Annotated in this window: 17 protein-coding genes and 1 pseudogene; 7 read left to right on the plus strand and 11 right to left on the minus strand. The window is 62.8% G+C overall.

Features of this window, described 5'->3' with window-relative positions:
• Nucleotides 1–3: 3 nt before the first annotated feature.
• Both BUA38_RS23075 and ppk2 read right to left on the minus strand, forming a co-directional pair.
• Nucleotides 4–951, minus strand: a complete 948-nt coding sequence (locus BUA38_RS23075; RefSeq protein ID WP_072821479.1) for an acetamidase/formamidase family protein — start codon at nucleotides 949–951, stop codon at nucleotides 4–6.
• Between the two features lie 107 nt (nucleotides 952–1,058).
• Nucleotides 1,059–1,952, minus strand: coding sequence for a polyphosphate kinase 2 (gene ppk2 / locus BUA38_RS23080; protein WP_425304983.1), 894 nt, complete (start codon nucleotides 1,950–1,952; stop codon nucleotides 1,059–1,061).
• Nucleotides 1,953–2,153: 201 nt separating this feature from the next.
• Between ppk2 and BUA38_RS23085 the strand changes: the two genes are divergently transcribed.
• Both BUA38_RS23085 and BUA38_RS23090 read left to right on the plus strand, forming a co-directional pair.
• Nucleotides 2,154–3,209 carry a hypothetical protein gene (locus BUA38_RS23085; protein ID WP_072821483.1) on the plus strand — a complete coding sequence of 352 codons (1,056 nt, stop codon included), beginning with the start codon at nucleotides 2,154–2,156 and terminating at the stop codon, nucleotides 3,207–3,209.
• Between the two features lie 581 nt (nucleotides 3,210–3,790).
• Complete coding sequence (locus BUA38_RS23090; protein ID WP_156898668.1) at nucleotides 3,791–4,675, plus strand: alpha/beta fold hydrolase; 885 nt, start codon at nucleotides 3,791–3,793, stop codon at nucleotides 4,673–4,675.
• A 125-nt stretch (nucleotides 4,676–4,800) separates the two neighbouring features.
• On the opposite strand, the gene BUA38_RS23095 is transcribed toward BUA38_RS23090, so the two are convergent.
• From BUA38_RS23095 to BUA38_RS23125, 7 genes and pseudogenes are all read right to left on the minus strand, one after another.
• Nucleotides 4,801–5,172 carry a hypothetical protein gene (locus tag BUA38_RS23095; RefSeq protein WP_072821485.1) on the minus strand — a complete coding sequence of 124 codons (372 nt, stop codon included), beginning with the start codon at nucleotides 5,170–5,172 and terminating at the stop codon, nucleotides 4,801–4,803.
• Nucleotides 5,173–5,483: 311 nt separating this feature from the next.
• A complete protein-coding gene (locus BUA38_RS23100) occupies nucleotides 5,484–6,707 on the minus strand; it encodes a DUF445 domain-containing protein (RefSeq protein WP_072821487.1) in 1,224 nt (407 codons plus the stop codon).
• Between the two features lie 253 nt (nucleotides 6,708–6,960).
• Nucleotides 6,961–7,770 carry an EcsC family protein gene (locus BUA38_RS23105; RefSeq protein WP_072821489.1) on the minus strand — a complete coding sequence of 270 codons (810 nt, stop codon included), beginning with the start codon at nucleotides 7,768–7,770 and terminating at the stop codon, nucleotides 6,961–6,963.
• Nucleotides 7,767–9,857, minus strand: coding sequence for a heavy metal translocating P-type ATPase (locus BUA38_RS23110; RefSeq protein ID WP_244553027.1), 2,091 nt, complete (start codon nucleotides 9,855–9,857; stop codon nucleotides 7,767–7,769). The genes BUA38_RS23105 and BUA38_RS23110 overlap by 4 nt, the downstream gene beginning before the upstream one ends.
• Nucleotides 9,858–10,091: 234 nt before the next feature.
• The gene (locus tag BUA38_RS23115; RefSeq protein ID WP_072821493.1) at nucleotides 10,092–10,679 is read right to left on the minus strand and encodes an HMA2 domain-containing protein; all 588 of its coding nucleotides are present in this window, start codon (nucleotides 10,677–10,679) and stop codon (nucleotides 10,092–10,094) included.
• 49 nt (nucleotides 10,680–10,728) lie between these two features.
• The gene (locus BUA38_RS23120) at nucleotides 10,729–11,094 is read right to left on the minus strand and encodes a DUF5132 domain-containing protein (protein ID WP_072821495.1); all 366 of its coding nucleotides are present in this window, start codon (nucleotides 11,092–11,094) and stop codon (nucleotides 10,729–10,731) included.
• Between the two features lie 228 nt (nucleotides 11,095–11,322).
• Nucleotides 11,323–12,231: pseudogene (locus BUA38_RS23125) on the minus strand (LysR family transcriptional regulator).
• A gap of 182 nt (nucleotides 12,232–12,413) precedes the next feature.
• On the opposite strand from BUA38_RS23125, the gene BUA38_RS23130 reads away from it, so the two are divergent.
• The gene (locus tag BUA38_RS23130; RefSeq protein WP_244553028.1) at nucleotides 12,414–13,622 is read left to right on the plus strand and encodes an MFS transporter; all 1,209 of its coding nucleotides are present in this window, start codon (nucleotides 12,414–12,416) and stop codon (nucleotides 13,620–13,622) included.
• 13 nt (nucleotides 13,623–13,635) lie between these two features.
• On the opposite strand, the gene BUA38_RS23135 is transcribed toward BUA38_RS23130, so the two are convergent.
• On the minus strand, nucleotides 13,636–14,280 hold the full coding sequence (locus tag BUA38_RS23135) for a TetR/AcrR family transcriptional regulator (RefSeq protein ID WP_072821499.1): 645 nt from the start codon (nucleotides 14,278–14,280) through the stop codon (nucleotides 13,636–13,638).
• Between the two features lie 80 nt (nucleotides 14,281–14,360).
• Here BUA38_RS23135 and BUA38_RS23140 point away from each other — a divergent pair, with 80 nt between their 5' ends.
• The 3 genes from BUA38_RS23140 to BUA38_RS23150 are packed head-to-tail and all read left to right on the plus strand — an operon-like array spanning nucleotide 14,361 to nucleotide 16,410.
• Entirely contained in the window at nucleotides 14,361–15,134 is a 774-nt protein-coding gene (locus tag BUA38_RS23140; protein WP_072826357.1) for an SDR family oxidoreductase, read from the plus strand.
• Between the two features lie 30 nt (nucleotides 15,135–15,164).
• Nucleotides 15,165–16,013 carry an SDR family oxidoreductase gene (locus BUA38_RS23145; RefSeq protein WP_072821501.1) on the plus strand — a complete coding sequence of 283 codons (849 nt, stop codon included), beginning with the start codon at nucleotides 15,165–15,167 and terminating at the stop codon, nucleotides 16,011–16,013.
• 16 nt (nucleotides 16,014–16,029) lie between these two features.
• On the plus strand, nucleotides 16,030–16,410 hold the full coding sequence (locus tag BUA38_RS23150; protein WP_072821503.1) for a DUF4383 domain-containing protein: 381 nt from the start codon (nucleotides 16,030–16,032) through the stop codon (nucleotides 16,408–16,410).
• A 76-nt stretch (nucleotides 16,411–16,486) separates the two neighbouring features.
• Here the strand turns inward: BUA38_RS23150 and BUA38_RS23155 are convergent, their stop codons facing one another.
• Complete coding sequence (locus tag BUA38_RS23155; protein ID WP_072821505.1) at nucleotides 16,487–16,771, minus strand: hypothetical protein; 285 nt, start codon at nucleotides 16,769–16,771, stop codon at nucleotides 16,487–16,489.
• A 207-nt stretch (nucleotides 16,772–16,978) separates the two neighbouring features.
• Here BUA38_RS23155 and BUA38_RS23160 point away from each other — a divergent pair, with 207 nt between their 5' ends.
• Nucleotides 16,979–17,734, plus strand: coding sequence for an SDR family NAD(P)-dependent oxidoreductase (locus tag BUA38_RS23160; RefSeq protein WP_072821507.1), 756 nt, complete (start codon nucleotides 16,979–16,981; stop codon nucleotides 17,732–17,734).

The following is a 17,734-nucleotide window of genomic DNA, read 5'->3' on the forward strand; positions in this document are numbered from 1 at the left end:
GTGTCACAGGCGCTTCGGCAGGCGCGCCTTCGGCAGCACGCAATGGATGCCCTTGTTGAGGTCGACCATCTGTGTGACGCGCAAATCCGCCGCCAGCGAGCACAGCGTGTAGGCATCCTGTTTGGAAATGCCGGAATGATCGCAGATCAGCGTGATCATGTCGCGCAGCGCCTGCTTCACGGCATCGTCGAGATCCTCGTCGAAGCCCATGGTGATCCAGGCGTCTGGCTTCTCAGCCCGCGGCGTCGTCAGCTTCATGTCCTTGCGCACATGGAATTCGAAAGTGCCGGTCAGTGGCAGCTCGATCGCGGTGAGACAAACCTCGCCATCGCCCTGCACGCCATGACCGTCGCCGGCCGAGAACAGCGCGCCGGGAACGAAAACCGGGAAATAGGTTGACGTGCCGACGCCGAGCTCCTTGTTGTCCATGTTGCCGCCGAACACCCGCGGCTGGGTCGAAGACAGCCGGCCCCAGCTGGCTGCGGGCGCGACGCCGAAATTGCCGAAGAACGGTGCTAAGGGCAGCTCCTGTCCCCACGGCATCTTGGCGACGTTGCGCGTCCGGTCGAGCGGAATATGAATCCTTCGCAATTCCGGGAAATCTTCCGGCAGCGTGCCCCAGAACGGCAACTGGAGATTCCAGCCCCAGTCGGTACGCAGCTGGATGTCGAGCAGGCGCACTTCCAGCACGTCGCCCGGCTCCGCGCCCTCGACGTAAATCGGCCCGGTGAGCAGATGCGGACCCGGTCCGCGAAACGTGCGCGTCAGGACCTCTTCATGATCCGGCAACACCGCAAAGCCGGAACCCGGCTCCGGCAAGTCTTCGGGCTCGCCGGACAGCGTCTCGATGGTGACGCGGTCGCCCGAGGCGATCCTGAGTACCGGCGGCAGCGTGGCGTCCCACAGGCCCCAATGCACATTGCCGGGTGTCGAACGAAGCGTGTGGTCCATTGGTTGCCTCCCTTGCCGCGGCCTCCGTATCAGGCCCGCGGAAGGGAGACATTGCAATATGGATGCCATTCAGTTTTGAGTGGCTTGCTCCCAAAAAATCCGCGCCCTCAATAAACCTTCGGCACGAACATCTCTTCCGGGATGTGATCGCGGCGATAGGCCGGATCGTGAATGCGGTCCGGCAGCGTGACGCTCGGATGCGTGACGTCGCCATAGGGAATCTGCGTCAACAGATGCGAGATGCAGTTCAGCCGCGCGCGTTTCTTGTCGACGGCCTCGACCACCCACCACGGCGCTTCCGGAATATGGGTCCGGTGCAGCATGTCTTCCTTGGCCTTGGTGTATTGCTCCCAGCGCGCGCGGGACTGCACGTCCATGGGCGACAGCTTCCATTGCTTGAGCGGATCGTGGATGCGCATCATGAAGCGGAACTGCTGCTCTTCATCGGTGATCGAGAACCAGTATTTGACGAGGATGATGCCGGAACGCACCAGCATGCGCTCGAACTCCGGCACGGTACGGAAGAACTCTTCGACCTGGTCTTCGGTGCAAAAGCCCATCACGCGTTCGACGCCGGCGCGGTTGTACCAGGAGCGGTCGAACAGCACGATCTCGCCGCCGGCCGGCAGGTGCGTGGCGTAGCGCTGGAAGTACCATTGCGTGCGCTCGCGCTCGTTGGGCGCGGGCAGCGCCGCGACACGGCAGATCCGCGGATTGAGGCGCTGGGTGATGCGTTTGATCACGCCGCCCTTGCCGGCGGAGTCGCGGCCCTCGAAGATCACGACCACTTTCAGCTTCTGATGCTGCACCCAGTCCTGCAACTTCACGAGCTCGCCTTGCAGCCGCAACAGCTCCTGGAAGTACTGCTGGCGGTCCATCCCCTCATCGGCGTCGCGGGCATTGGTTTCGCCTTGAAGCGTCTGGAGCCGGTGGTCGTCGAGCTCCATCTCGATCTCTTCGTCGAGCGTGTCCTGAAGGTCGGCGTCGATCAGCTTGCGCATATTGGCGCCGTCGGCCGCAATCGTCTCGGTCATCGAAATCCCCTATTGTCCCGCGTTGCCCCTAAAATTCCCTCGTCCTTTGACGGGGTTATGACAGTTGCCGGATGTAGCGCCCAACCCCGCCGCAGGAGCCGGTTACCGGTAGCCTTCATATCACCGTCAAGGACGGCCTCTACCACGGATTCCAAAGGGGGCGCGTCGATGCAGCGGATGATCGAGAATTTGCGGATCGGTCCCTATGCGATGCGCTACAGCGTGTTTGTCCCCCGCCTTTATAACCTTTGCCGTTCCCTTGGCTTTGAGCGCCACCGCATGCTGCCGTCGCGGGCGTTTTGTTCGGACGAAGGCCAGGGTTATCCGGTCATCCTGATTGCCCAGCATTTCGGCACCTTTCCATTCGACCACGGCCGCGTCGGCGGCAAGGTATCCATCAACCGCCACGGTCCTTACGCGAACCATGGCGAGGACCTCGTCATCATCCAGGCGAGCCATGTCGGCTATGACGCCGATTCCGGCCGCTTCGGCGTCTATATGCGCGAGCGCACCGACGGCTGTGGTTTCGGCTCCAATTGCGGCAAGCTGGCTGCGGTGCTGCACTGGTATCACGACGAATACAAAGCTGCGCGCGAGCTCATTCGTTTTGGCCGTCTCGACGGCGAACAGGTCGTCTATCTCGACAATCAATATCTCGACGACAAACGTTCGGAAGGCCTGTTTCCGAAACTCGATCTCCTGGTCGAGGGCTCTTCCGATCCCGTGCGCGCGCTCGCGACCTCAAAGGCGTTTCGCGCCTCGAAGAATTTGCGCGAGCACCTCGGCGCCGACCAGTGGCGGGATGAATCGCAGGCCTTGGGAGAACACCTCAACGCCGATCTCTTCACCTTCCAGCGGCAACTGTCCCGCGACCCCGAAGAGCATGACATCCTGGAGCAGGAGCTGCTGCCGGCGATGCCGGCGCTGGTGACCTCGGCGAATCCCGCGCTCGATGCGGCGCGCTTCGTGACGCAAGTCGAATTCGATCGCTGCTACCGCAGCATTCTGCGCGAGCCGGCCTATTACGGAAAGAATCTTTTGTTCATTTCCGGCGTCAATATCGATGTCTCGCCGCGCTCGAGCTTTCCGTTTCCGCTGATCAAGTTCGTGCCGTGGGCCGCCTATGCTGCCTTGCGCGACGGCCGCAAGTTCCTGCTCGAACAGGCTGAACGAACAACTGCGAAGTCAGCCGGCGGAAAATCCGGATCGGTTGTCGTTCGATGATTCGATCCGGCGCATGGCGGACGCCGAGGAAATTCGTTTAGACGTTTGAATACTTCTTCCTCATCCTGAGGAGCCGCAAAGCGGCGTCTCGAAGGATGAAGCCAATATCGGGGCCTCATGGTTCTCCTGGCGATGCGAAGCATCGTCCAGTGGCGGCGCGTTAATCTTGTGCCATTCGCTAACGGCCTCGCTTGCGCTTGGCCTGCTCGGGCACGCGCGCCTCCTCACCATGAGGGTTTTAGCGCAGTAAGAACATAAAGGAGTCTATTGTGGATCGACGTTCATTTCTGGTGTGTTTCCGCGGTCTCATCGCGGTGAAGGCAGCGCGGACGGCGCGTGCGCTCTGGACCCGGCCGCTGTTTCGACTGCGGGCGTACTGAGCGACGTGACGCGGCGTCGTGGCGGCTTTTGTCAAGTGCGCGCGAACTGACGCAGCGCGCGAAAGCGATGGCCGGATTCTGCAAGCCGGCGCACCGACACTGGACAATTTCACGAAGACGCACTTAGATCGACCCGTCTGTGCTGCAATGGAAAAAGATCGGGGGACGTTGGTGCGCGCAAGATGCTTTGCAATTCTTCTCATGCTGCTCGGTCCTGTAGCAGCCCGCGCCGACATCGAATCCTTCCCGTCCGGTTTTAAAACCAGGACCATCGCGGCCAATGGCACCCAGATCTATGTTCGTACTGGCGGTCAGGGTCCCGCGGTGATCCTGATCCACGGCTTTGGCGATACTGGCGACATGTGGGCCAGGCTTGCGGCGGAGCTGGCGCGCGATCACACCGTGGTCGTGCCGGATTTGCGCGGCATGGGCCTCTCCGGCAAGCCCGATAATGGCTACGATAAATGGACCCAGGCGGCCGACATGCGCGGCGTCTTGCAGGCGCTCGGCATCGAAAAAGCCGATGTCGTCGGACACGATATCGGAACCATGGTGGCTTATGCTTACGCGGCGCGATATCGCGACATGACCGAAAAGCTGGTCGTCATGGATGCTCCCGTGCCTGGTGTGCCGCCGTGGGACGAGATTGTTCGCAGCCAGCAGCTTTGGCACTTTGACCTCGGCGGCAGCGACATGGAGCGGTTGGTCAAGGGCCGCGAACGCATCTATCTGGACCGCTTCTGGAATGATTTCGCGGGCACGCCGTCAAAAATCAGCGAAGCGACGCGTCACCACTATACAACACTCTATGCGAGACCCGGCGCCATGCATGCCGCATTCGCCCAGTTCAGGTCGATCCGCAAAGATGCCGAAGACAACAAGAAAGCGATCGCAACGAAGTTGACCGTTCCTGTGCTGGCGATCGGTGGCGAGAAATCCTTCGGCGCGATGGAAGCCGTTGTGATGCGGAATGCGGCCACTGACGTAACCGAGGTGGTCATTCCTGACGCCGGCCATTGGTTGATGGAAGAACAGCCCGTGGCGACCATCAAGGCGATACGCCAGTTTCTCGACGGCAAGAAATAGGATCAGCTGTCAAAAAAGCCTCGTCATTGCAAGAGAAGCGGGCGCGCCATCACTTGCAATGACGTGGATGGATATTCCCGCCACGCGGACCGCGCGCCGGTCGAATACATTCCAGCAACTCGAAATCAGCTGCCGGCAGGGCGCCGTGTGATGTCTTCGCCGCCCGTGATCTGCGGGTCCCTATCAACGTTGCCGGAATTCTCCGGAGACCAGCGGTCCCGTATCCGGTTGGCATTGTAGGACGGCTCGTTCGCCTGATTATACGCTCCGCGCGGGCTGGACTGGGACACCAGGTTGTAGCCGTTTGCCGGCCCGCGCTTGCCGGCGTCCTGAGCCAGCACTGGCGTGGCAACAGTGGCGAAGAGAATCATCACTCCACTTAGCATTTTGGCTTTGGTCATTTTGGCGTTTCCATCTCTCTTGTGAGCGCTGATGCGCGCGATGCTGATGTAGCTCGCTGCAATCAGACCGGCCGGAGCGGCCTGAAATTCCCTCACCGTCTTTCCTGTCCGGATCGCGTCCGGAGAATGATCGTCGACATATCAAGGCAAACTTGAACGCTCGCCTGGCTGATTTGTCTGGCCCGGCACGCCACAGGCGTCAGCGAAAGTGAAGGGTGTGACGTTCGGACTGCGGTTTTTCCGGCAAAACCGTCAACATGGCTTGCGACGATGAGGCGGGGCAGTCGGTTAACGACCGGCCGAATGTCGAGCTCGAACGCGCTTATACGTCGTTTGTCGCGCACGTTATGTTGATGGTTTGTGAGCCCCTCGTCATCAGCGCGACACGTCTCTACCGCATCGCGGAACTACTCGAACAGCTGCGTCACCGCAAAGATGATCAGCCCGACCAGGCCGCCGACGAGCGTGCCGTTGATGCGGATATATTGCAGGTCGCGCCCCACAGTGAGCTCGATACGCTCGGTCAGCGTCTCCGTGTCCCAATTCTCGACCACCTTGCGGATGAATTCGGCGATTTCCTTGCGCCGCGGCGCCACCGTGCGCAGCACCGCGACGCGAAGCCAGCGGTTGATGCCGGTGCGGAAGTTGTCGTCGTTCTGAATTCGCGTCCCCAAGCCGGTCAGCAGACGCTCGATGACTCTTGTCAATTGTGCCTGCGTCTCCGGCGCTTCGAGGCGGTTTTCGATCGACACCCAGAGCCCGTCGATCTGCCCGATCACCGCGGGCGTTGCGAGCAGTTTGGCTTTCAGCTCTTCGCCCTTTTCGATCATTTCGGGTTTGGTGGCGAGATCACCGATCAACTCCTCGATGGTTGTCGTCATCTCGATCCGCCAGGGGTGGCTCGGCTCGCGCATTTCTTCGAGAATCCGCAACACGCCGTCGATGATCTTGTCGGCCACGATGCCGTCGATCCATTTCGGGATCAGACGCGAGGTGCGCCTGGATACCTTGTCGCGGAGCGTCTCGCGGTTATTCGCCAGCGTCGTAGAGGCCCAGTCGAGAAGTCTTTCGGCGAGCGCCTGCATTTCGCCGTGGGCCCACAGAAGCGACAGCACCTTTGAGGCGAAAGCAGAGGCCGGAATGCGCTCGATGCCGCCGCGCACCGCGCTGCTCAAAAAAGCATTAAGGTCCTCGCGCGGCAGCGCCGACAGCGCCTGGTTGAGGGACGAGGTCGCGCGCTGCGCCACGTTCTTGGCGTTGTCGCCGCGCATCAGCCAGCGCCCGACCCAGCCACCGATGTCGACGTCGCGGATGCGCTCGGCCAGCACCCGCGGCGAAAGGAAATTGTTGGCCATGAAACGGCCGATCGCGACCCCAATGCGCTCCTTGCTGTTGGCGACGATTGCGGTATGAGGAATCGGAATGCCGAGCGGATGGCGAAACAGCGCCACCACGGCAAACCAGTCGGCGCTGGCGCCGATCATGCCGGCCTCGGCAAACGCCCTGACATAAGCGAGCCACGGCCAGTCCTTCATCCAGACCGAGGTCGCGACAAAGATCACCAGCATCAGGACGAGCAGCGAGGTCGCAAAGGTGCGCGCCTGGCGCAGCGCCTGCCGGCGCTCTTCCATGCTGCCGCCCGCGACCGCGATCCGGCTCGGCCGCGGTTTCGCTTCGGGCGGTTTCGTTTCAGGAGGTGCTAGATCAGGAGACCGCATTGGGTTTTGGGGCTAGTGTCAAAGCCCTCATCCTGAGGAGCGCGCGTTGCGCGCGTCTCGAAGGATGTAGGCCCGTCTGAGGCCTCAGGGTTCGAGACGCCGCTTCGCGGCTCCTCACCATGAGGGTTGGGACATAGTAAGGCTGGCGAATGTCAAATCTACTCCACTAGGGGGCAGAGAGTTCAGCATATCGCTGCTTAATATGGGAGCTGCCATAGATACGTTCCAGTCGCCGCAGCGTAAAGTGGGCGTGGGCGACCCGCTGGAAATGGTCCATGAACACGATATTGACCGTGGCGCCACCGACCGCGCCGATGATCGGCAGCGCGCCGGCGGCGACCTTGTCGGAAACCACGAGACCAAAGCGCGAGACGATTTCGCTGACGAGGCTTGCGACCACCGGCGCCGACGCGTCGATCGCGCCGCGTTCCAGCGCCAGCGCTGCGATATCGTGGGTGTATTTGCTGATCAGCGCGCGCGCTGCGTAGTAGCCGACGTCGAGATTGTCCTCGTTGCGCTTGGCGCCGTAGGCAAACACTTCGAGACAGGCGAGGCGCGCTTCCAAGGTGGAGAGGTCTTCGCCCTGGTGCTGGGCGATTTCGGCAATCGCGCGCAGCATCAAGGTCGTGGTCAGCGGCAGTTCGACCGCGAGCGCGCCGAAGCCGAACAATCCGCTGACGCCGCCTGTGACGCCGGCGAGGAATGACGAAAATCCCGTCGAAGGCGAGCGCGGCGGTTTCTCGTCGAGCGTATCGACGGCGACTTCGAGCCCCTTCAGCACCGCCGTGCGCACCGCGCCGGAGAGCTGCTTGTTCAGCGCCTTGGGCAGAAAGCCGAGCACGCGATGGATGGGCACGCCGGCATAGTCGGCGAGGCGGGCGGCGAAGTTCCGCCCCTCCAGGTATTTGACCGCCTTTTGCAAGGCGGCGTGGTCGGCCGTGGAGATCGTGGTGGCGAGGGCGGCCGGGCCGTTCATTGGTACCGTAGCATCGGCCGGACGCCGTTGGCGCTTGCCAGGATCGCCGAACCGTTGGAGATGAGCGCGGTGACTTCCGGTGTGATCAATCCGCCCGGCAGCGCCAGCCCGAGCGCGATGGCGTTGAGCGTGGCGACGATCGCATAGTTCTGCCTGATCAGAGAGACCGCGCCGCGCGAAATCTCGACCGCCTGCACGAGCTTCCACAGCGAATCTTCCATCAGCACGACGTCGGCGGATTCGTGCGTGACTTCGGCGCCGTGCTTCATGGCGATGCCGACATCGGCAAAACTCAGGGCCGGCGAGTCGTTGATGCCGTCGCCGACCATGGCGACGCGGCGGCCTTGACGCTGCAAATCCTGGATCACGCTCGCCTTGTCCGCGGGCAGCATGTCCGCAAAGTGCCGCGTCAGCCCGATGTCGTTGCACACCGCACGCGCGACCACGGCGTTGTCGCCGGTCAGCATGATGGTGTTCTTGATGCCCATCTCGTGCAGCTTCCGGATCACCTGCCGGCTCTCGTCGCGAATCTTGTCGGAATAGGGAACAAGCCCGGCAAGGTCGCCGTCGACCGCGATATAGAGGCTCGAAAAGCCCTTTTCATCGAGGCCGGCGCGGTCGATCACGGATTTATCGGTCGAGATGTTGCATTGGCGCATGAAGCGCTCGTTGCCGACATGGACGTCATAGCCGTTGACCTGGCCCTCGACCCCGAGCCCAAGCCGGTATTGCGTCTCGTGGCAGGGCGGGACATTGACGCCAAGTTCGCGCGCCCGGCTGCGCAGCGCTTCGGCAACCGGGTGCTGAAGCTTGGTTTCGGCGGCGGCCGCCAGTCCGAGCAGATGGTTCGGCGTGATGTGGTTCTGATAGGACAGCACATCGATGACGGCGGGCGTGCCGTGCGTCAGCGTGCCGGTCTTGTCGAAGACCACGGTGTCGATGTCGGCGAGCTTTTCCATGTGGCCGCCGCTCTTGATGATCATGCCGGAGCGCGCCGCATGCGTCATCGAGGCCAGCACCGATGTCGGCGCCGCGACGCGGATGCCGGTGCCGAAGTCGACGATCACAAGCGACAGGAAGCGGTTGAAGTCGCCGGTCACGGCCGCGGTGCCGGCGGCGAGCGCCAGTGTCGGCGCCACCAGGCCATCGGCAAAACGCTCGGCATGGTTCTGCATGCGGGTGTCGCCGATCGGCGCGCTTTCGACCAGACGAACGATTTGCCCGGCGGTGGTGGCAGTGCCGACGCGCAAGCTGCGGATGGTGATCTGGCCTTCGCGGATCACGGTCGCGGCAAAGGCGGCTTCGCCTTTGGAACGCGAGACCGGCAGGCCTTCGCCGGTGATGGTCTTCTGGTCGATGGTGGCCTGGCCGTCGATGATCTCGCCATCGACCGGGATCATCTCGCCCGGATAGACGACGACGAGATCGTCGACCTTCAACTCGGTTGCCGGGATCTGCACCACCTGGCCGTCGCACAACAGCCAGGCGGTCCTGGTCTGGAATTCCAGGAGTTCGCTGATCGCGCGTTTCTGGCCCGCCGCGGTCAGATCGCGGATCCAGTCGCCGAGCTTGATCAGCCAGGTGACGATGCACCCCGCAAGCGGATTGCCTTGCAGCATCGAGGCTGAGATCGCGAGCGTGTCGAGCACGTCGATATTGAGCCGGCTCTCGTTCGACCACACCTTCCAGGCGCGTCTGGCGATCGGGATCGCATTCCACAGCATCAACGGCGTGTTGATGGCCATGACGACGGGATTGGCGGAAAACGCCATCAGCAGCGAAAGCGTGGGCAGCGCCAGCGGCGCGTCCTTGGAAATCACCGGCGTCGTCGGCTTCGATGACGCTTCGGGCGGAGCTTGCGTGGCGCAGAGCGCCTTGATCTCGGCAAGGCTCAAGCTCTTGAAGCGTTCGAGCTGCGCCATCAGCAGCGGCTCATGAACGGGATCGTACTCGATCACGAGGCTTGCGCAGTCGTAATTGATGCGTGCGGTGCGAACGCCCGACTGCCCGCCGAGCCAGCCGAGAAATTTTCCGCCGAGACGCCGATCGCGAAGCGCCGGAACGGTGAGTCTCGCCCGTCCCCTCATCAGATGTCGGATCGAACATTCCATGGAGTCGTGATCTCGCCGCCCACCCTAGTACCGCCTATTAGAAGTTCCTGCACCACAAGCGGCAAATTCGATCCAGGAACTTCAAATAGGGAAGCGGTACTAGAATCAATAAGTTTGCTAGTGCCCATGACTTTCCGAAGTTCGTGACGGTGGGTGCTGCAAGGGAGCACGAACTTCGGAAAGTGGGCACTAGTCGATCAGTCAATGCGATCAGGCGGGTGCGAGAATCTCCTCTTCTTCTTCCGGATCTTCATCGGCCGCACGCGCGGCCTCGGCCATACCGGCTTGAATCATATGGTTGAGCGCAAAGATCGAAATCGTGACCCACACGGGCGTTGCGGCGCTGGCGCCGACCTCGAAAATGGTGAAACCGGCAATGCCCAAAGCGAGCACGATCTTCAGATCGACGACGTTTCCGGTCGCAAGTTTAATGCCTTCATCGAAATGCCTGAAGTAATCGACGATGACGCGGGCGGTGTGGGAATGCTCGGCGAGATATTCGGCTTCCTGCTCGATCTTGCTGGCGAGCGCGTCGATCTCGTTGGTCGGGGGCCGCTCGTGGCCGCCGGTGTGATGCTTCTCGAGGTGGCCGTGGAAGGCGTCGTGATGATCGGTGTCGTAGCGCAGCACCACGCTGCCGGTGGTCGGGTTGACCGTGACTTCCTCGATGCCCGGGATCGCATTGAACATCTGCTTGATCTGGTCGACCAGCTCCGGGCTCTCTTTCACGCCGGGCACTTTGAGCCGAACGCGGCCAGGGACCTGATGGGCAACTTGCACGTTCATGGTCGTCGGCATGGCTCAAGCTCTCATCCGGGAAAGCCCGAAGGCAGGTCCAAAGCCCCGATCAGGCCGTGTGACGATCCGCGTCCTTTGCGGCGGTCTCGGCCTCGGCCTTCGCTTCGGCCACGGCGTCATGCACGTGCTCGCGCGCCTCGTGGAACATTTCCTTGGACTTCTGGGCGAGCTTGTAGGTGCCGCGAACCGTCGACTTGAACAGCGGGTTCAGCGCGCCGCCGAGTTTCGGAAGGTATTTCGGGGCGGCGACAGCGGCGGCGCCGAGCGCAATGCCCGGCAAAAGGGCAACCTCGAACAATGCAGCGCCCACAGCGACCACGGCTACCGCGGCAACCGCCTTGCCGACCACGCCATCTTCGTGGGCCTGCGACGGGGTCTCTTCGGAAAACGAAGCGTGCCCATTACCAGCCGTCATTGTACCAGTCCTTCCATGTTGGACCACATAAGCAATGTCCATTGCATAAAAGCTCAATTAGAAGGGTAAGTGACAGTTTCATGACACCTCTAAAACGGCGTGCGCGCTTCGCTCGCCAAACTTTTGATTTGTTTCAAAAAATGACGATGCTGCCGCCGGCACGGAGCAGCCATACGGCTGGCGGATTTGCCGCTCGCGACATCCGGATCTGAAACTTGAGGCCGGCTTTCAGTCCCGGCAGACCGCCAGCAACAGGCCGCGAAGCCATCGATGCGCCGGGTCGGCATCTAGGCGCGGGTGCCAGATCTGGGACACCGTGACCGGGTCGGTTTGCACCGGCAAGGGAAAGGCACGTGTGCGCCGGCGGGCGGTCTTGGGCTGATCGCCATGCGCCGTTTTGTGAAACGAAGCCGTGACGAGGGCCACGAGGTCGGACGTGCTCGCAATCGCCAGCGCTTCGGCAAAGCCGGGCACGACGGCGACAACGTTGCGCTCAAGTCCGAGGTCGGCGAGCGCGGAATCGACCGGGCCGCTCGCGCTGCCGCGGCGCGAGACCACGACATGATCGCAGGCCGCGTAGCGCTCGGGCGTGATCTTGCCCCCTGCCAGGATGCCCTACGCGCACCGCGCCGACGAAGTGATCGCGGAACAGCGCCTGAAGGCGCACCTCCGGTCCCGACTGGCCGAGAACGCCAATCTCGAGGTCGACCCTTCCCGCAACGCCCGCACGTCCTTGTCCGGCTTCGGTGCAAAACGCAGGCGCACGCCGGGCGCCGCGTCCTTTATCGCGCCAAGGATGCGCGCGCCGAAAGCCTGGACAAAACCGTCATTGGCCCGGATCGTAAATGTCCGTTCCAATCCGGAAAGGTCGGGCGTCACGGCAGCGGGCCGCAGCATCGCGACCGCATCCGTTGCCGTCTGTCGCACGCGATCGCGAAGTTCCTCGGCATAGGGCGTCGGCACGAGGTCGCGGCGGGCGCGAACGAGCAGCGGGTCGCCGGTCGCAGTACGCAGCCGCACCAGCGTACGGCTCATTGCGGAAGCGCTCAGGCCCAGCCGGCGCGCCGCGCCCGCCACGCTGCCCTCGGCGAGCAGCGCATCCAGCGCGGTGAGAAGATTGAGGTCCACGGCGGTCATCGCGGGATAAATAACATGGTGGGGTAGCGGATTTCATCCGAATTGCGTTTGGCGCAGTAATACACTGCGTCCGATGCCCCTTCCGCGTCCTGTGCCGAAGCTGCTATCCCGCTGGGGGGCTTGGAAGGAATCTTTCTTCAATGGATGACACAACAACAGGGGTTAAACCCCCGGCGCCGAGAATGCGGTCCTTCGCGGCGATGCGCCACCCAGGATTCCGCGCGCAATTCTCGACCTTCGTGCTCGCGATGATGGCCGACAATATCGAGCACGTGATCAGCTACTGGGTCGTGTTCCAGAAATTTCATTCGCCCGCGCTCGGCGGTTTTGCCGTGGTCTCGCACTGGCTGCCGTTCCTGATGTTCTCGGTCGCCTCCGGCGCGCTCGCCGAGCGCTTCGATCCGCGCCGCGTCATCCAGTGCGGCATGGCGCTCTTCATCATCGCCTCGCTCGCCTGGGCCTATTTCTTCTTCACCGATAGCTTGCAGATGTGGCAGGCGATGGCGATCCTCGTCGTCCACGGCTGCGCCGGTGTCCTGTGGCAAACGCCAAATCAAATGTTGCTCTACGACATCGTCGGCCCCGCCGAACTGGAAAGCGCGGTGCGGCTGAATGCGATGGCGCGCTATCTCGCGGTGCTCGCGGGGCCTGCGGTGGGCGCGGCCATTCTGCTTGCCTTCGGGCCTGCCTACGGCATTGCGCTCAACACGGTGTTCTATCTGCCGCTGGTGCTGTGGCTGATCTCGGCGCCCTATGGGCCGAAGTTCCGCAAGGCTGCTGCCGCCGCACCCCGGCGCGCGGTGCGCGGGCTCAACGACATCCTCACGACCATCCAAGACATCAAGGGACATCCAACCATCGTTTCCATGGTGCTGCTGGCCGGTGCGGCGTCGTTCTTTGTCGGCAATGCCTATAGCTCGCAGATGCCGAATTTTGCCGCCGACCTCAGGCACGGCGATCCCGGCATCGCCTACAGCATGCTGCTGGCGGCGGATGCCGCCGGCGGGCTGCTGGCGGGCCTGATTCTTGAAGGCGGCGGGTTGCTGGCGCCGAAGCCACGCACCGCGATGATCCTGGCGCTGTTATGGGGCGGGGCGCTGGCGGTGTTTTCGCTCGCCAATACCTATTGGCTTGCGCTCGGTTTCCTGCTCGCCGCCGGATTCCTTGAACTCTCCTTCAACGCCATGGCGCAGAGCCTCGTGCAGCTCGACGCGCCGCTCGACAAGCGCGGGCGCGTCATCGGCCTGTTCAACATGGCAAGCCTCGGCTTGAAGACCTTCAGCGGCATCTCGGTCGGCTTGCTCGGAAGCCTGATCGGGATTCACTGGTCGCTCGGACTGTCGGCGATTGCCGCCATGCTGGTCGCCGGCGTTCTGCTGGTGTTGCCTTGAACGCCGCCGTTCGCTAACGGCCTCGCGCTCGCTCGGCCTGCTCGGGCGGGCCTGGCCACATCGACATCATTTGTTCGACGACCTTGCGCAGGCTGGCGCGTGAGGCGCCGTCGCGGGCCTTGATCGAAAGACCGTACAAGGTCGTGACGATCATGCCCGCCAACGCGTCGACATCGGCGCCGGAGGGGATTTCGCCGGCGTCGCGACCGGCGGCAACGCGATCGCGAACCAGGCGCTCGGCCATGCGCCGGCGGCCGGCGAGTTCGTCGAGGATGTCGCTGGAGTCGGTGGTGCAGTTGGTCGCGGCGAGCACCACCATGCAGCCCTTCGGATTGCCCGGCTCAAAGAACGACTCGATCGTATCCATCAAGAGACGGCGCATCGCGCGCTCGGCGGTCGGCTCGTTGAAGGCGGCTTGCGCAAAACTTCCGGGACCGCTCTGATAACGATCGACCGCCTCGAGAAAGAGACGCTTCTTGTCGCCGAAGGCCGCATAGAGTGACGGCGGCGTGATGCCCATCGTCTCCGTCAGGTCGCTCACCGACGTCGCGTCATAACCTCGCCGCCAGAACAGATGCATCGCGCGATCGAGCGCATCGTCGCGATCGAACGCCCGTGGCCGTCCGCGTGGCCGTGAGGAAGGCGCCGCCTTATTCATAGCGATCGATATATATCTCTTGACGCTGTGTCGCAACCATGCGTAATAACGTATCGATCACTACAAAAATGATGGACCACATGAAAAGCGCCGGCAGACTAGCGGGGAAGGTTGCGATCGTTACCGGGGCCAGCTCCGGAATCGGCGAGGCGACGGCGAAACTGTTCGCTGAAGAGGGCGCGCAGGTCGTGGTTGGCGCAAGGCGCGCGGCCGAACTCAACCACCTGGTTGACGAGATCGAGGCTTGCGGCGGCAAGGCGGTGGCGCTGCCCGGCGATGTCTGCGACGAGGCTTACGCGCGGGCGCTGGTCCATCTCGCCGAGACGACGTTCGGCGGGCTCGATATCGCCTTCAACAATGCCGGCACGATTGGCGGGATGGGGCCGACGATCGAGGTTTCCGCCGCGTCCTTTGTCGAGACCGTCACCACCAACCTGGTCGCGGCGTTTCTCGGCGCGAAATGCCAGCTTCCGGCGATGCTCCGCCGCGGCGCGGGTTCGCTGATCTTCACCTCGAGCATCGCGGGCCACACCGTCGGATTTCCCGGTGTTGCGAGCTACAGCGCCAGCAAGTCCGGCCTCATCGGGCTGACGCAGTCGCTCGCGGCGGAATTTGGCCCGAGAAATATCCGCGTCAACGCGATCCTGCCCGGCGCCGTCGATACGCCGATGTACCGGCAAATGAATGCGACGGCGGAAGCGCAGGGTTTCATCGCCAATCTACATGCGCTCAAGCGCGTCTCTTCGCCGGAGGAGCTTGCGCGCGCGGTGCTCTATCTCGCCTCCGACGACGCCTCGTTCATGACGGGGGCTGCGATGATCGTCGACGGCGGCACCTCGATCAACCGCACCTGAAGCAAAACTCTTCGAAGCGAGAGATCATCGATGCAGAAGCCGATCTGCCTGATCACGGGCGCGACCGAAGGCATCGGCCGCGCCACGGCCATCGAACTCGCTAGCCGCGGATTTTCGGTCGTCATCGCCGCGCGCGACGCAGCACGGGCTGAGGCCGCGAAAAACGAGATCGCGGCCGAAACCGATAATCCTGACATCGACACCATCGTCGCCGATCTGAGATCGTTCGCGCAGGTGCGTCAGCTTTGCGAAACGTTTCACCGGCGTTATCCCCGGCTCGACGTGCTCGTCAACAATGCCGGCATTCTGGCCTCCGAAAACGATCTCACCGAAGACGGGTTTGAAGCGACGCTCCTGGTCAATTACCTCTCGGCCTTCTATCTGACGCAGCTCATGCTCGATGCGCTGAAGAGAGCCGGGCAGGGCCGGATCATCAACCTTTCTTCCAGCGTCCATGCGATCGGCAAATTCGATTCCGAACATCTGCAACGGGGGCGACGTTTTCCGGCCTTCAGCGCCTACGCGAATTCCAAGCTGTTGATGCTGCTGTTTTCGATCGAGCTTGCCGAGCGGCTGAAGAATACACCGGTTACGGCCAACGCGGTCCATCCAGGCATCGTCAAGACGCCGATGATGCTCAATGCGCGCGGCTTCTTCCGTGCGGTCGCCTGGCTCGCACTGCCATTTGCGATCTCGCCGCAACAGGGCGCGGCGACGTCGGTGTATCTGGCGACGTCGCCCGAGGTGGCGGAAGTGAGCGGGAAATATTTCACGCGGAGCAGGGAGACGAAATTCAAGACCGCGTTCAACACGACGGAAAGTCGCGAGCACTTGTGGAATCTCAGCATGCAGTCCGTGGGGCTGGCCGGGACCAAGTGAGCGAAGGGAAGTGACGATGCTCAGACGACTCGGATATTTCTACGGCGGGGCTTTCATCACCGGCGGCGTGCTCGGTTTCGTCCCGGGCGTGACCGTCGACGATATGTTCCTCGGTATCTTCATGGTGAACCCGCTGCACAGCGCCATGCACGCCGCCTCCGGCGTGATTTTCCTGCTGGCCTCGACCCTGGGCGCAGGCGCCGCGCGGCTGTGGTTTCAGATTTTTGGCGCGGTCTACGCGGCGCTGGCCGCAATGGGCTTCTGGGTCGGCAATGGCATGATCCTCAATTGTATCACCAACAACTGGAACGACAGCTGGGGGCATGCCGGGCTTGCGCTGTCGATGCTGGTGATCGGTTTCGCCACGGCAAAGCCGGCGGCATTGGCGCGGGCCTAACAGCAACAGCAACACGGTCGTACCCCGAGGCCGTTTGGCCTCGGGGCGCTGCACTCTTTACACAACGCTTACGTTATTATTCGGCGGCGGGCTTGCGCGAGATCGCTTCGCCGCCAGGGCGCGTGCGGTTCGTCGACGAGCTCATGCCGGTCGTCGTGCCAGCGCGGAAATAATGATGGGTTTTCATATGATGCACCATGGCTTGATGGTGCAGCTTGTGCGGCGCCGTCGATTTGGGCGCCATCGGCTTGGCTTCGCTGGTCGCAGGCGGCGACGCCGTATCCGACTGTGCGACGGCGATGGTCGGCGCTGCGAGCAGGGAAGCCGCCAGAAGCGTCGAAGCGAGCAGTTTCGTGGTCATGGAAACCTCCTCGATAAGTGACGTGAGGAGCAAACGGGTAGTCAAAGCTTGTGTTCCCTGTTTTCGGATCTGCAATCAGCGGAACTTGCGGGAATGCGGGGAAGGCCCGGCACAACCTTCGGCCTCGCCGCGGGATCACCGCGATCGTTGGCATTCAATTCGCGAGCACCTATAGTTGTTCCGGGGTTTTTGAGGCAGGGGCGCGTTTTGCGGGTTGCGATCATTACGGGGGCGGGGTCGGGCATCGGCGCTGCGGTGGCGCGGCGTCTCGCCAAACCGGACGCGCGCCTCATGCTGCACGGTCAGGGCAGCGATGCCGCCGGGCTCTCACGGTTGCAAACCATCGCGGGCGAATGCGAAAAGGCCGGTGCGAAGGTTGGCACTTCGACCGGCGACCTGGCGAAAGCCGGAACAGCCTCTGCGCTCGTTAGCGCGGCGCGCGAAAAATTCGGTTCCATCGATTGGGTCGTGCATGCGGCGGGTTTTGCCGACCGCCGTGGTTTTGGCGAGTTGCCGCGCGAGGGCCTCGAACGCGCCTTTGCGGTCATGGCCGCAAGCTTCCATGAAATGACCAGCGCGGCGCTTTCCGATCTGAAGCGGCCGCAGGCCAGAGTCGTCGCCGTCTCCAGTTTTGCCGCGCATCGCTTCACGCCGGACTCGACCTATCCCGGCTCCGGCTCGGCCAAGGCCGCGCTCGAAGTGCTGGTGAAGTGTCTTGCGATCGAGCTCGCCGACACCGGCGCCACCGCAAACGTCGTCGTGCCCGGCTTCACGCGCAAGGATCAGGGCCTGACCGGTGCGCTCGACGCCGCAGCCTGGCAGAAGGTCGCGAGCGCCAATCCGCTGTCGCGCCTTGCCGAGTCGGACGAGGTTGCCGCGGTGATCGCATTCCTGTTGTCGGCGGAAGCCTCGCATGTGACCGGCGTGTCGCTGCCGGTCGATGGCGGGCTCACTTTAATTTAG

The organism is Bradyrhizobium erythrophlei (genome assembly GCF_900142985.1).
Taxonomy (GTDB): Bacteria; Pseudomonadota; Alphaproteobacteria; order Rhizobiales; family Xanthobacteraceae; genus Bradyrhizobium; species Bradyrhizobium erythrophlei_B.